The organism is Flavobacterium sp. B167r, from assembly GCF_056824315.1.
On sequence record NZ_CP124859.1, the window covers coordinates 2,714,043 to 2,727,755 of the forward strand.

General features: G+C 34.3%; 13 protein-coding genes. 7 read left to right on the forward strand and 6 right to left on the reverse strand.

Going from position 1 to position 13,713, the window contains the following annotated elements; all coding sequences use genetic code 11:
- Positions 1 to 28: 28 nt before the first annotated feature.
- From mnmA to QLQ96_RS12025, 4 genes are read left to right on the forward strand one after another with little or no spacing between them, the layout of a single operon-like run.
- Complete coding sequence (gene mnmA, locus QLQ96_RS12010; RefSeq protein ID WP_482490760.1) at positions 29 to 1,216, forward strand: tRNA 2-thiouridine(34) synthase MnmA; 1,188 nt, start codon at positions 29 to 31, stop codon at positions 1,214 to 1,216.
- Between the two features lie 43 nt (positions 1,217 to 1,259).
- On the forward strand, positions 1,260 to 2,867 hold the full coding sequence (locus QLQ96_RS12015) for a S8 family serine peptidase (RefSeq protein ID WP_482490762.1): 1,608 nt from the start codon (positions 1,260 to 1,262) through the stop codon (positions 2,865 to 2,867).
- A gap of 5 nt (positions 2,868 to 2,872) precedes the next feature.
- Positions 2,873 to 3,817, forward strand: a complete 945-nt coding sequence (locus QLQ96_RS12020) for an NAD(P)H-dependent flavin oxidoreductase (protein ID WP_482490764.1) — start codon at positions 2,873 to 2,875, stop codon at positions 3,815 to 3,817.
- Between the two features lie 20 nt (positions 3,818 to 3,837).
- Positions 3,838 to 4,248: a hypothetical protein gene (locus tag QLQ96_RS12025; protein WP_482490766.1), complete on the forward strand. Its 411-nt coding sequence runs from the start codon at positions 3,838 to 3,840 to the stop codon at positions 4,246 to 4,248.
- 138 nt (positions 4,249 to 4,386) lie between these two features.
- Here the strand turns inward: QLQ96_RS12025 and QLQ96_RS12030 are convergent, their stop codons facing one another.
- On the reverse strand, positions 4,387 to 4,824 hold the full coding sequence (locus QLQ96_RS12030) for a DUF4268 domain-containing protein (protein ID WP_482490768.1): 438 nt from the start codon (positions 4,822 to 4,824) through the stop codon (positions 4,387 to 4,389).
- A 92-nt stretch (positions 4,825 to 4,916) separates the two neighbouring features.
- Here QLQ96_RS12030 and QLQ96_RS12035 point away from each other — a divergent pair, with 92 nt between their 5' ends.
- On the forward strand, positions 4,917 to 5,570 hold the full coding sequence (locus QLQ96_RS12035) for an NUDIX hydrolase (RefSeq protein ID WP_482490770.1): 654 nt from the start codon (positions 4,917 to 4,919) through the stop codon (positions 5,568 to 5,570).
- A gap of 123 nt (positions 5,571 to 5,693) precedes the next feature.
- A complete protein-coding gene (locus QLQ96_RS12040) occupies positions 5,694 to 6,503 on the forward strand; it encodes a lysophospholipid acyltransferase family protein (RefSeq protein WP_482490772.1) in 810 nt (269 codons plus the stop codon).
- A 235-nt stretch (positions 6,504 to 6,738) separates the two neighbouring features.
- Here the strand turns inward: QLQ96_RS12040 and QLQ96_RS12045 are convergent, their stop codons facing one another.
- Genes QLQ96_RS12045 through QLQ96_RS12055 form a run of 3 tightly spaced genes read right to left on the reverse strand, consistent with a single transcriptional unit; the run spans position 6,739 to position 8,978 of the window.
- A complete protein-coding gene (locus QLQ96_RS12045; protein ID WP_482490774.1) occupies positions 6,739 to 7,371 on the reverse strand; it encodes a hypothetical protein in 633 nt (210 codons plus the stop codon).
- An 8-nt stretch (positions 7,372 to 7,379) separates the two neighbouring features.
- Positions 7,380 to 7,874: an RNA polymerase sigma factor gene (locus QLQ96_RS12050; RefSeq protein WP_008462500.1), complete on the reverse strand. Its 495-nt coding sequence runs from the start codon at positions 7,872 to 7,874 to the stop codon at positions 7,380 to 7,382.
- 42 nt (positions 7,875 to 7,916) lie between these two features.
- A complete protein-coding gene (locus QLQ96_RS12055) occupies positions 7,917 to 8,978 on the reverse strand; it encodes a DUF3810 domain-containing protein (RefSeq protein ID WP_482490777.1) in 1,062 nt (353 codons plus the stop codon).
- Between the two features lie 241 nt (positions 8,979 to 9,219).
- On the opposite strand from QLQ96_RS12055, the gene QLQ96_RS12060 reads away from it, so the two are divergent.
- Entirely contained in the window at positions 9,220 to 10,680 is a 1,461-nt protein-coding gene (locus tag QLQ96_RS12060; RefSeq protein WP_482490779.1) for an aminoacyl-histidine dipeptidase, read from the forward strand.
- Between the two features lie 101 nt (positions 10,681 to 10,781).
- Here the strand turns inward: QLQ96_RS12060 and QLQ96_RS12065 are convergent, their stop codons facing one another.
- Both QLQ96_RS12065 and QLQ96_RS12070 read right to left on the reverse strand, forming a co-directional pair.
- On the reverse strand, positions 10,782 to 11,564 hold the full coding sequence (locus QLQ96_RS12065) for a carboxypeptidase-like regulatory domain-containing protein (protein WP_482490781.1): 783 nt from the start codon (positions 11,562 to 11,564) through the stop codon (positions 10,782 to 10,784).
- Positions 11,565 to 11,770: 206 nt separating this feature from the next.
- Positions 11,771 to 13,699, reverse strand: a complete 1,929-nt coding sequence (locus tag QLQ96_RS12070) for a DEAD/DEAH box helicase (protein WP_482490782.1) — start codon at positions 13,697 to 13,699, stop codon at positions 11,771 to 11,773.
- Between the last annotated feature and the right edge of the window lie 14 nt (positions 13,700 to 13,713).

Below are 13,713 nucleotides of genomic sequence, written 5' to 3' on the forward strand. Positions count from 1 at the left end.
GCAACCTTAAAAAATTAAACATTTCAAAATGAAACGAGTAGTTGTTGGACTTTCAGGTGGAGTAGATTCTAGTGTTGCGGCTTATTTATTGCAGCAACAGGGGTACGAAGTAATTGGCCTTTTTATGAAAAATTGGCACGATGATTCGGTTACTATTTCTAACGAATGTCCTTGGCTTGAAGACAGTAACGATGCTTTGCTTGTTGCTGAAAAACTAGGAATACCGTTTCAAACTGTTGATTTAAGCGAAGAATACAAAGAGAAAATCGTTGATTACATGTTCAACGAATACGAAAAAGGTAGAACTCCAAATCCTGACGTGCTTTGTAATCGCGAAATCAAATTTGATGTGTTTATGAAAATTGCTTTAAGTCTTGGAGCAGATTACGTCGCAACAGGACATTATTGTCAAAAAAGCGAAATTGAAGTAGACGGAAAACCTGTTTACCAATTAGTTGCTGGAGTTGACAATAATAAAGATCAATCTTATTTCTTATGTCAATTGTCGCAAGAGCAATTGTCCAAAGCTTTGTTTCCAATTGGTGCTTTAACAAAGCCAGAAGTTCGTGAAATCGCAACTGAAATGGAATTGGTTACAGCAGGAAAGAAAGATTCTCAAGGTTTATGTTTTATTGGAAAAGTTCGCCTTCCAGAATTTTTACAGCAAAAATTACAGCCAAAAGAGGGGAAAATTGTTCAAGTGGATAAAAATGATCCGATTTATACTGCTGAAAAATCAGAAGAACTTTCTTTAGAAGAGCGTTTAAAATTAGAATCTAAAAAGTTAGAATATCTTCCAACAATGGGAAAAGTAGTTGGAAAACATCAAGGGGCTCATTATTTTACAGTTGGACAAAGAAAAGGTCTGAATGTAGGAGGAACAACAGATCCTTTATTTGTAATTGCGACTGATGTAGAAACGAATACGATTTATACAGGTTTGTCAAGCCAACACCCAGGTTTGTTTAAAAAAGCGCTTTTTGTTGAAAAATCTGAAGTACATTGGATTAGAGAAGACATGACGCTAAAAATTGGAGAAAAGATGGAGGTAATGGCGAGAATTCGTTACCGTCAACCTTTGCAAAAAGCCGTTTTACATCAATTTGAGGATGGGATGTATGTGGAGTTTGAAGAACCACAGTCTGCTATTACAGAAGGACAATTTGTTGCTTGGTATTTAGAAAATGAATTAGTTGGTTCGGGAGTAATTTCTTAGCTTTATACTTTATTTGGAAGAAATTCCTAAAAGGTATAAATTGATGAGACAAAACTTTACTTTTCTTTTATTACTTCTTTCGTTTACGGTATTTGCACAAGAAGATGCATGGGTTTATTTTAATGGAAAACCTAATGCACAGTCTTTTTATGATAATCCGTTAACCGAACTTTCGCAAAGGGCTTTGGATCGAAGAACCAATCAGAATATTCCTTTGGATATTACAGATGCTCCTTTAGAAACTTCTTATATAAATCAAATTTCAGCAAGTACAGGAATCACGGTAAAAGCGCAGTCGAAATGGCTGAATGCGCTTCATATTCAGGGAACTCAGGCTAATATTAATGCTTTAAAAGCATTGGCTTTTGTTCAGAAAGTAGAATTTGCAGATAGAACTTTAAATACGACGGGGAAAAAAGTTTCTGAAACTGCAACCAGTAATACAAAAAAACAATCACAAACCACTATTGATTATGCTTACGGTAATTCTGCTAATCAAATTCAGATGTTGAACGGACAGGTTTTACATCAGCAGAATTATACTGGAGAAGGTAAAATTATTGCTGTTTTAGATGCTGGATTTCCGGGTGTCAATACTGCTCTGCCTTTTGCAAATCTTAGAAATAATAATAAAATTCTAGGAGGTTACGATTACACCACTCGAAATGCTAATTTCTATGCTGGAGGAGATCATGGAACGAAAGTGCTTTCCACAATGGGGGGCTACAAAGAAAATGCTTTAATAGGAACGGCTCCAAATGCTTCCTATTATCTTTTTATAACTGAAATTGTTGCTGATGAGAATCCTCTTGAAGAATCACTTTGGGTTGAAGCGGCGGAGAAAGCGGACGCCTTAGGAGTCGATATTATCACAACTTCCCTCGGATATTTCCTTGATCGCGATGAAGTTAGGTACAATCATACTTACAGCGATATGAACGGAATTACCAATTTTATTTCGCGTGGTGCTGAAATCGCTTTTAGTAAAGGAATATTAGTTTTGGCTTCTGCTGGAAATGAAGGAACTCAAACTGAAAAGCACGTTGGTGCTCCAGCAGATGCGGTTTCTGTTTTAGCCATTGGTTCTGTTACTGCATCTAAAAGCAAAGCGGCTTCCAGTTCAATAGGACCGACTTATGATGGTAGAATTAAGCCAGATGTGATGGCACAAGGAGCGTCGGCTGTAGTTTCTGATGCAAATGGAAATATTGGTACAGCAAGCGGAACTTCATTTTCTTGTCCGATTATGGCGGGAATGGCAGCTTCATTATGGCAGGCTTTTCCATCAAAAACAAATAAAGAAATCAGACAAATGATTTTGGTTTCAGCCGATCGATATGCTAATCCAGATAATAATTACGGATACGGAATTCCGAATTTTGGTAATGCATTAAGTGTTGATAGTTTTATCTCAGACGCATCATTTGCGGTGTATCCAAATCCTGCTAAGAGTGAAGTTTGGTTTTCTTATTTAAATGAAAACAACACAGCTTCGGTAACGATTTACTCTATTTTAGGACAAAAATTAATCGAAGAAAAAATCAATAATTTAAATCCAGTTCTTTCCTTGCAATCGCTTCAAAGCGGACTGTATATTTATAGTTTTGATGCTGATAATCTGCATAAAACTGGAAAAATAATCAAGCAATAATTTTAATGAATAAAATCACCCAACTCTTCAATATAAAATATCCAATCATTCAAGGAGGAATGATCTGGAACAGCGGTTATAAATTGGCTTCGGCGGTAAGCAATGCAGGAGGTTTAGGACTTATAGGTGCAGGTTCGATGTATCCAGAAGTTTTAAGAGAACACATTCAGAAATGTAAAAAAGCAACTGATAAACCTTTTGGTGTCAACATTCCGATGTTATATCCCAACATTGAAGAAATCATGAATATTGTGGTTGATGAAGGAGTGAAAATTGTTTTTACTTCAGCAGGAAATCCGAAAACTTGGACATCTTTTCTGAAAGAAAAAGGTATTACAGTTGTTCATGTGGTGAGTAGTAGTGTTTTTGCTTTAAAAGCACAAGATGCTGGAGTTGATGCCGTCGTAGCGGAAGGTTTTGAAGCAGGTGGACACAATGGGCGAGAAGAAACTACTACTTTGACTTTGATTCCGATGGTAAAGGAAAAAATAAAAATTCCTTTAATCGCGGCTGGTGGAATTGCAACAGGAAGAGGAATGCTGGCGGCAATGATTTTAGGTGCAGATGGTGTGCAAGTTGGAAGTCGTTTTGCAGCGTCCTTTGAATCTTCGGCACACAATAATTTTAAAGACACGATAGTTAATACTTTAGAAGGAGGTACGCAATTGACATTGAAAGAATTAGCACCTGTTAGATTAGTGAAAAACAAATTCTATCAAGATGTTCAGGATTTGTACCAAAAATGTCCTTCTAAGGAAGAATTGGTTCAGCTTTTAGGGCGCGCAAGAGCTAAAAAAGGAATGTTTGAAGGAGATTTGGATGAAGGAGAATTGGAAATTGGCCAAGTCGCAGGTTTGATTAACGAAATTTTACCAGTTGAAGAAATTGTTCAACAAATGATAGCCGAATTTGAAGTCGCATCCAAAGAAAAGACTACATTTGAGTTTTAATTGACTGCAAGAAATAATTTATGAATTCTATACGCACATACCTACTATTACTTTTTTTAGGATTTGGTTTTCAACAAGTTCAAAGTCAGTCTTATCATTTCAAAACTTCGGGTTTTAGCGTTCTACAAAAAAATGAAAGAGGAAAATGGGGCGAGTGGTCCAATCTTGATTTAGTTAATCTTTCCGTTGTTTTAGATACCAATAAGCATAGAATTGTAGTTTACTCTCAAGAAATTCAACTTTTTAATATTACAAATTATATTGAAAGAGAAGAGAATGATACTGATATAGTTTATTCTTTCATGTGTAAGGACAACGACGGAAAAGAATGTAAACTCTCAATTATTACCAGAAAAAAACAAGACTACAGAAAACAGCTTTATATCAATTACGACGATCGTATTATATTGTATAATATTATTACTGTGTAGTTAAGATGCTAAGTTTCTAAGATACTGAGATTCTAAGTTTTTTTAGAGCTCAAACTAAATAATAAACCCTACAGGTTTTTAAAACCTGTAGGGTTTGCTATATAAAATCAGAACTTTGAAGCTTAGTATCTTAGAAACTCAATTTTCCACATCCTTAATAAACTCGTCATATTCTAAATAAAACATTTCTAGAGCGTGCATATTTTCATTGAAAAAATCAAAAATAATATCCCAAGTATTTTTGTTACTAAAACCAATGCCAAGTTTTTCAACCCAAATTCGACTAATGTTTTTACCGCTTTCTAGAGTGTGATTTTTTTCAAAAACCAGATCTTTAATAAATTCTTCTTCCAGAATATTTTTTAAAGCTTCAAGCTTTTCAAAGTAAGCAATACGTTTTTCATCGCTTCGGTGTTCAATATCAATTAAAACTTGAGCCTTTTTATTATCAACATAAAATTTAAAAGAAAAGTCTTTAATCTTTGTATCATAAAGTACCCATTTACGAGGATGTTTTTCGGCGAAAGCTACCCAAAATTCTCTTTTTATTCTTTGTGATTCTTCTCTGCTGTACATTTTTTTAGGCTTTAAGATTAGAAAACTTGCGGTACTGCGTTTTCTGAAGTATATTTATGTTTTATTTGAAAGTACAAAAATAAGCTTTGATTATGAATTTTCAAGACTTTTTGAAATATGTTCCCAATATAATTCCTGTAGAACTGCCAGCTGTAACATCACACTTAAAAATGGCTCCAAAAGAGCGTATAGAGGGATTAAAAAATCTTGATATTGATGCGTTAAACGCCAGAATGGCGGGGGTAATGATGCTGTTTTATCCAAAACAGGAAAAAACACATTTGGTTTTGATTGTTAGAAATACTTATGATGGAGTTCATTCTGCTCAGATAGCATTTCCTGGAGGAAAATATGAAAAGGAAGATTTAAATTTTGAAACCACAGCACTTAGAGAAACACAAGAAGAGGTCGGCGTTACGAGAGATAAAATTAAAATAATTAAAAATTTCTCTCCAATGTATATTCCGCCAAGTAACTTTTTGGTGCATCCTTTTTTAGGAATTGCCACAGAAGAACTCTCCTTTTATCCCGATATAAGAGAAGTTGCTGGAATCATTGAGTTGCCTTTATCTACTTTTCTGAATGATGATATAGTTGTTGAGGCCAGATTATCAACTTCTTATGGTGCAAATATTTTGGTTCCTGCCTTTAATATTCAAAACCATATTGTTTGGGGTGCCACAGCAATGATTTTGAGTGAATTGCGTGATGTTTTGAATACCGCTATTGCAAAAGAAATTTCGTAAACATTATTTAACGATTTGATATTCATTTGGATAACTATTAATTGGAGAAATTGTTTTATAGTTTTGCTAAAAGAATAATTTTTGTATGTTTGCGACTTGACAAAAAAATAAGATAAATTAGTTATGGGATTGTTTAAACGAAATCCTTTTGGACATATATTATTCATCAAGAAATGGTTAATCCGAGTTCTAGGTGCGATGACTCATAAGCGATATAGAGGTTTTAATGAATTGCAGATTGAAGGATCTGAAATTATTAAAACGCTTCCAGATACTAATGTTTTGTTTATTTCCAATCACCAAACTTATTTTGCTGACGTTGTAGCAATGTTTCATGTCTTTAACGCCAGTTTATCAGGACGTCAAGACACGATTAAGAATATTGGTTATTTGTGGCAGCCTAAAATGAATATTTATTACGTTGCCGCCAAAGAAACCATGCAATCTGGATTACTTCCAAGAATTTTGGCTTATGTTGGCGCAATTACTGTAGAAAGAACTTGGCGCGCAAAAGGTGTTGATGTAACTGAAAAACGCGATGTTAATCCAAATGACACTGAAAATATCAGAATAGCATTAGAAGATGGCTGGGTTATTACTTTTCCACAAGGAACAACAAAATCATTTAAACCCGTTCGTAAAGGAACTGCTCATATTATCAAACAACACAAACCAATCGTTATTCCGATTGTGATTGATGGATTCCGTCGTTCTTTTGACAAGAAAGGACTTCGAATGAAGAAAAAAGGAATCCTCCAATCTTTTATAATCAAAGAACCTCTTGATATTGATTATGAAAATGATACTATCGATCAAATAGTAGAAAAAGTAGAATATGCAATCGAACAACATCCTTCATTTTTAAAAGTTATTCCTGCTGAAGAAATCAAAGCACAAGAAGAACTTAACAAAATGAGACAATGGGATTATTAAAATTTTAGATTTTAGATTACTGATTTTAGATTTTTGATTCTCTTGATTTAAAGTCTGCTTTGTCTGGCTGAGCGAAGTCGAAGCCCGCACCAAACTTTGCGCCCTTCGACTTCGCTCAGGGTGACAGATAAGCTTATTTAAGTTTCAGTTGAGAAAACCTTTGTTCCTTTGCGCCTCTGCCCCTTAAAAGAAAAAACTTAGAACCTTAGCATCTCAGAATCTTAGTATCTTAAATTTAGAAATCTATCTTCTTCAACTCTTTATAATTAGCATATAATCTGCGTAAAAGCGTTCCGTAGATAATTCTGTAGAAACACCAGAACAATCCGAAGAAACCTAAAATTACTAGGAACAGTATTCCGATCGTAACGAACATCGCTTTTCCGTTAATGGCTAATTTTTCTCTAAGAAACTCCATATCAGGATTGTAAACGAAAGCAATAAAGAAACTTAGAATTGCTGTAATGACGATCATTCCTAGATTATACCAAACATAATACTGAACAGTTTTGCGAGTTTTCAAAATAGCGCCCATCAATGATTTTGTGGCTATTGTGGTCGAAATTGTTCTGTAGTTTTTGTAGAAAATGTAAACAAAAATCAATACTACAACGTAATTGAAATAGGTAAGAAACTCTAAAGCCGCTACAATCTCAGGATGATTCATTTTTCGCAACACATCATCTGTATTGATAAACAAGTTCGAAAAAGTCCAAAACGAAATCTCCAAAATACTGATAATTAAAATCCATTTTACAATTGAAGATGATTTTCTGTGAATCATCTTATAGATTTCATTTTCAGAAATTTGTTGAAAAGAATCAGCGTTCTTTTGCCAGTCTTTTTTTAGTAAATCCAGTTCTTTCATAATAATTTTTAAGGATTTAGTATTTTTTTAAGTTTCCCTTTGATTCTGTTCATTTTCACGCGCGCATTCACTTCGCTGATTCCTAATGTTTCAGCTATTTCTTGATAATCTTTGTCTTCTAAATACATAAAAACTAATGCCTTTTCGATGTCATTCAATTGATAAACTGCTTTATACATCAGTTTAATCTGTTCTTCTTCTTCATAATTGTAGTCAACATCTTTTACAAAATGCTGATGATTTTCATAATCTACGGTCGATATAGTTCTTTTGGTTTTTCGGTATAAGGTAATTGCTGTGTTTAAGGCAACACGATACGTCCAAGTCGAAAATTTACTGTCTCCTCTAAATTTTGGATAAGCCTTCCAAAGTTGAATAGTAATTTCCTGAAACAGATCTTTGTGAGCGTCTTCGCCAGCAGTATATAATCTACAAATCTTGTGGATTATATTCTGATTTGCCTGCAATTGCGCAACAAATGACTGTTCTAGATTTTCGCTCATATTTATATTAGTAGTTATGAAATCATTTTTGTTACAGTTGAATTATAATTTTCTCGTTTTATAATAATTAATAGTCAAATCTATAAACTTGCTGTAACTTTCCATTCCATCTTTTTGGTTGTTGGTTTTTAAGAAATTATCCCATAGAAAGTGAAAACCTTCATCTATAAAGGTGTCATGTTTTTTCCAGAAATCTTGATTTTCTTGATAGTTTTTTAGAATTCCAACGTGAACGGTTTTCTTTAATTCATTAAAAATCTTTTCATTTTTGTACTTCCAGATTCCTAGGCAATAACTTAAAGTAAAACTGTATCCAGAATATTGATAATAAAGATTATCATTTTTTAGCGAAGCTAAAACTCCAATAAAATTACATTCACTTTCGCTGGCAAAACCGATCTGATGTGCCATTTCGTGCGACGTGGTGAGAGGGAAGTTATACATCGGTAATAGATAATTAATCTGAGCTTCATTCGTAAATGGATTCAAATAACCGCCAAATCCCATATAGGTTAAAGGGACGCTAAATAAAGACTTCTTAACGCTTAGAGTTTTATATTTAAAAAATGGATGCTCTTTCGCTAAATTATCATAACCGTTTAAAATCATTTGAAACGATTTCTCCTGAGAATAAGGAAATTCAACTTTTGCGCTGTCGTTTTTTGTAATTTGAAATTGAACTTCGTTTGTTTTTGCAATTAATCGTTTAGTGAAAGCCAAAAGATCAGCATCGGTATATTCTCTTTTGATTTCCATTTTTTGGAAAAGAGGCTCGCGATAATAATTGAATGCCCAAAACAAATGAAAGAAAAAGTAAAACAAAGAGATCTTGCCCAACATTTTTAATAGATGATCTTTCCAATCTGTTTTCCAAGTTTTTCTAATTTTCCAAAACCAACTAATTATAGAAATTAGTAAAAGAGCATAAATAATATCGCCAACAGAAAACGGAATTCTACCTAAAACTGTTCTTGAAAATTGAGAGATTCTAACGAATAAATTTTTGCTGTAAAAGCCTTCCACAAAGTCTGGAAAGAGAGGTAGGATTTTATAAAATATAATTTGAACTAAGAGAAATAAAGGTAAAACGTATTTTGATTTCACAGCGTAATTTTTAGATAAGTAAATATAAATACAATTATTAACGGATAAAAAGAGTTTGCTAGAAATTCTGAGAATTTTCGCTAATTAATGGTTTTTTAATTAGATAAAATGAGAATGCAATTGTGAAAATGTATTTTAATTTCAATAAGATTAGTGCTAATTCGTGGAATTCGTGGCGAAAAAGACTTTGAAACTTTGTAACTTTGGGGACTCTTAATTGTTAAACATCAAACAAAATATAATGAGTCAAGAAATAAGAAATCTGGAACCAAAAGCACTTTGGAACAAATTCGCGGATTTAAACGAAGTTCCTCGTCCATCTAAGAAAGAAGAGCGTGTAATTGAGTTTATGAAAAACTTTGGAAACAGTTTAGGTTTGGAAACTTTTGAAGATGAAATCAGAAACGTAATCATCAGAAAACCTGCAACTCCTGGAATGGAAAACCGTAAACCGATCGTAATGCAAGGGCATTTAGATATGGTGCATCAAAAAAATGCAGATACTGTTTTTGATTTTGATACCCAAGGAATCGATATGTATGTAGATGGTGACTGGGTTCGCGCGCGTGGTACAACACTTGGAGCTGATAATGGGCTAGGAGTGGCGACTATTATGGCTATTTTGGAAAGTAAAGATATTCCGCATCCTGCAATTGAAGCTTTGTTTACAGTTGATGAAGAAACAGGAATGACTGGAGCTTTAAACTTAAAAGGAGGTATTTTACAAGGTCAGATTTTATTAAACTTGGATACAGAAGAAGACGATGAAATTGATATCGGATGTGCTGGAGGAATTGATGTAACGGCAACTAGAACGTATCACGAAGAAGAAGTTCCAGAAGGCTCTGTTGCTTATACAATCACAGTAAAAGGCTTAAACGGTGGGCATTCAGGAATGGATATTCATAAAGGTTTAGGAAATGCTAATAAGATCATGAACCGTTTGTTATTTGATGCGTTTGAAAACTTTGGTTTGCAGATTGTAGAAATTAATGGAGGAAGTTTGAGAAATGCAATTCCGAGAGAAAGTGTTGCTAAAGTGATTATTTCTGAAATGTTTGATGAAGCTTATGTGTATGATATGCAGGAAGTTATTTCTGATATCAAAGCAGAATACAAAACAACTGAGCCGAATTTATCTATTGAAATCGTAAAAGGTGATTTACCTGAAAAAGTGATGGATTTAGGTGTTCAAGAAGGAATTATCAGAGCGATTTATGCGGCTCAGAATGGAGTTTACAGAATGAGTGCTGATATGGCCGATTTGGTTGAAACTTCAAATAATATTGCTCGTGTAGTGATTAAAGATGGAGAAATATTAGTAGGATGTTTGACGCGTTCTTCTGTTGAATCTTCAAAATTTGATTTGGCTAATTCTTTACGTTCTACTTTTGAATTGGTTGGATGCGAAGTAGAACTGACAGGTTCTTACCCAGGATGGACTCCAAACGTAAGCTCTGAGATTTTGGAAGTTTTAAAAGAAATTTATGAAAAGCAAAATGGAGAACAGCCTAAAGTTGTAGCTTGTCATGCTGGTTTAGAATGTGGAATATTAGGAACAAATTATCCAGATATGGATATGATTTCTTTTGGACCAACAATTCACGGAGCGCACTCTCCAGACGAAAGAGCAAGCATTTCATCTGCACAAAAATATTGGAAATTTGTATTGGAAATTCTTTCTAATATACCAGTCAAATAATAGTTTTCAGTCGCAGTCGCAGTTTTCAGGCTGAAGACTGTGACCGAAAACTGAGACTAAAAAAATCCCCAATTGAAAAATTGGGGATTTTTTGTTTAAAATTAATTTCGTTTCAAAACTTTATATTGTTCGTAACAAGCGCTAATTGCATCCATAATTTGAAGATCGTTTGCAGTTTGAATGAAAGAATCTGAATAGTTGCAACGTTGCATAATTTCGGGTATTTCATCCTTGCTTATTCCTAATAGTACAGCAACTGTTTCTCGATCGTATTTTGATTCTAAAAGATTTCTTACGGTATCATCTTTTCTCATTTCTTTCAATTTCTTGAGCTCTTTACCATTCTTTCCGAAGAAATTATATAACATATCGGCGGGGTTAAAGATCGAACCGAGCACTTTTCCAAAAGCATTTGGAGCATATTCTCCAGCTTCATAACCTTGCGTAAGTCCAGAAATGCTATAACGATAGTTTTCTTTTGTTGGAATTAATTTAGAATCGATTTCAAGATATCCAGTTAGTGAAAAAGGGGCAATAACAACTTCCTCCAAGGCAATTGCTTTTTCAGTAAGCTGAATTCTTGTGATTTTATTTTTAATCCAGTCATTTGTAACTCTGATTCTTAGTGATTGGAATCCTAGAATAGAAAAATGAAGTGTATCATTGACTTGCACGTCAATTTCAAAATACCCTTTCTCGTCAGATTTCGCACCACGTACTTTATTGGTGTTAATGATATTTACGCCAGCAAGCGGTTGTTTGCTGTTGTCATTAATAACATAACCTGAAACTCTTTGTGGAACTGTTGGCTGTGCATCTTGCGTGTCTTGAGCAAAACCAATGTTGGCGAGAAGTGTAAAAAAGAAAACTGCGAAATATTTCATATCCTGATTTAAAGCTCTAAAAGTAGTAAATCGGGATTAAATATCTCGCAGTCTTGGAATTTAATTATAAGAAAATTAACAAAGCAAAAAGTATTGCTTTTTAGAGTTTGTGAAAAAGAGGTAGCGATGAAAAAAGGTTTCTATAAAAAAATCCCAAATTCCATTATGTTTGGAATTTGGGATTTATATTTTAAGAAATTAAATTATTAATCTCTTCTAGTTCTTCTTGGTCTTGAGCTGTCGCCGAAGTTTTCTGAACGTCTTGGAGCTCTATCTGAACCTCCATTTTCGCCTCTAGGAGCAGAACTTCTAAAACCACCTTCTCTTCTTGGAGATGATGAATTTCTGTCGCTTCTAAAACCTCCATCACGTGATCCGCCTTCGCGTGAACCTCCGTCTCTTGAAGAATTTCTATCACCTCTGAATCCGCCTTCGCGTCTTGGAGCAAAGTTTCCTTCTCTTCTAGATCCTCCAGAGCTTCTTCCGCCACCACGATTGTTGTGATCACGTCTTCCGCCACCGTCATTTTTAGAAATCTCAACATTAATACGACGACCTTCTAATTGAACGTTGTTTAAAACATCCATTACTTTTTCTGTAAATTGAGGATCAGTATTAAAGAAAGAGAATCCTTCTTTTACATCTACTTTAAAGATATCATCACGACCTAAATCTAATGTTTCTTTTAAGTAATCTTTTAATGACATCCAGTCAAAGTTGTCTCTAGAACCAATATTCACAAAATAACGAACAGCTCCGTTATTATTGAATTCTCTTGGCTCAGAATCACTTCTCTCACGTCTATCTGAAGATTGAGCAGAAATATCTCTGTTCTTTTTATAGTAATTAATAAAACGGTTAAATTCAACTGAAACCATTTTCTTAATTAATTCTTCTTTAGATAAGCCTTCAAGAACTGTATTGATAGCTGGAAGATAGTTGTCAATTTCGTGATCAACCTCAGTATCTTTAATTTTTGTAGCTAAGTGCAATAACTGAATTTCGCAGATTTCGATTCCTGAAGGAATAGATTTCTCTTCAAATTTCTGTTTGATAATTCTTTCGATAGAAGAAATTTTACGTAATTCACTTTTAGTAACAATTACAATAGAAGTTCCTAATCTTCCTGCTCTACCAGTACGTCCTGAACGGTGATTGTATGTTTCAATCTCGTCAGGTAATTGATAGTTTACTACGTGAGTAATGTTATCAACGTCTATACCACGTGCAGCAACGTCAGTAGCAACAAGCATCTGAATTTGTCTTCCACGGAATGATTTCATTACACCATCACGTTGTGCTTGAGATAAATCTCCGTGCAACGCGGCAGCGCTATATCCATCTTCAATTAATTTTTCAGCTACAGCTTGTGTATCACGTTTTGTTCTACAGAAAACTACAGAGAAAATATCTGGATTAGCATCGGCGATACGTTTCAAAGCTTCGTAACGATCGCGTGCATTAACCAAGTAAAATTCGTGAGAAACTGTTGCTGAACCTGAGTTCTTAGCTCCTACAGTAATTTCTAGTGGTTCGGTCATGAATTGTTTTGCAATTCTAGCAACCTCTTGTGGCATAGTTGCAGAAAACAACCATGTACTTTTTTCGTCTGGAGTATCTGATAAGATAGATACGATGTCTTCATAGAATCCCATGTTTAACATCTCATCAGCCTCATCAAGAATACAGTAATCTATATTTTTAATGTTAACTAACCCTCTGTTAATCATGTCTTGCATTCTCCCTGGAGTAGCCACAATAATTTGTGCGCCTCTTTTAATCTCTCTGGCCTGCTCTGTAATACTAGCCCCGCCGTAAACTGCTACCACATTAATACCTTTTTCGTATTTTGAGTAGTTTTTAAGTTCGTTGGTAATCTGTAAACAAAGTTCTCGTGTTGGCGATAAAACTAATGCTTGTGTGTTTCTATTGTCAGCATCAATTTTTTGAATTAGCGGAAAACCGAAAGCTGCCGTTTTCCCTGTCCCTGTCTGAGCCAACGCAACCATATCTGTGTCTTTTTCCAATAATAGGGGAATCGCCTTTTCCTGTACCTCTGACGGATTTTCAAATCCTAGATCTAAAATCGCCTTCAGTAACGATTCATTCAATCCTAATTGTTCAAATTTATTCATATATGTATTTAAAA

What these genes read in the sequence shown, in the direction of transcription:
- QLQ96_RS12060 (WP_482490779.1), top strand. Translation starts at nt 9,220, where the DNA reads ATGAGTCAAGAAATAAGAAATCTGGAACCAAAAGCACTTTGGAACAAA.
- QLQ96_RS12050 (WP_008462500.1), bottom strand. Translation starts at nt 7,874, where the DNA reads ATGAGCGAAAATCTAGAACAGTCATTTGTTGCGCAATTGCAGGCAAAT.
- mnmA (WP_482490760.1), top strand. Translation starts at nt 29, where the DNA reads ATGAAACGAGTAGTTGTTGGACTTTCAGGTGGAGTAGATTCTAGTGTT.
- QLQ96_RS12025 (WP_482490766.1), top strand. Translation starts at nt 3,838, where the DNA reads ATGAATTCTATACGCACATACCTACTATTACTTTTTTTAGGATTTGGT.
- QLQ96_RS12030 (WP_482490768.1), bottom strand. Translation starts at nt 4,824, where the DNA reads ATGTACAGCAGAGAAGAATCACAAAGAATAAAAAGAGAATTTTGGGTA.
- QLQ96_RS12035 (WP_482490770.1), top strand. Translation starts at nt 4,917, where the DNA reads ATGAATTTTCAAGACTTTTTGAAATATGTTCCCAATATAATTCCTGTA.
- QLQ96_RS12070 (WP_482490782.1), bottom strand. Translation starts at nt 13,699, where the DNA reads ATGAATAAATTTGAACAATTAGGATTGAATGAATCGTTACTGAAGGCG.
- QLQ96_RS12015 (WP_482490762.1), top strand. Translation starts at nt 1,260, where the DNA reads ATGAGACAAAACTTTACTTTTCTTTTATTACTTCTTTCGTTTACGGTA.
- QLQ96_RS12020 (WP_482490764.1), top strand. Translation starts at nt 2,873, where the DNA reads ATGAATAAAATCACCCAACTCTTCAATATAAAATATCCAATCATTCAA.
- QLQ96_RS12065 (WP_482490781.1), bottom strand. Translation starts at nt 11,564, where the DNA reads ATGAAATATTTCGCAGTTTTCTTTTTTACACTTCTCGCCAACATTGGT.
- QLQ96_RS12040 (WP_482490772.1), top strand. Translation starts at nt 5,694, where the DNA reads ATGGGATTGTTTAAACGAAATCCTTTTGGACATATATTATTCATCAAG.
- QLQ96_RS12045 (WP_482490774.1), bottom strand. Translation starts at nt 7,371, where the DNA reads ATGAAAGAACTGGATTTACTAAAAAAAGACTGGCAAAAGAACGCTGAT.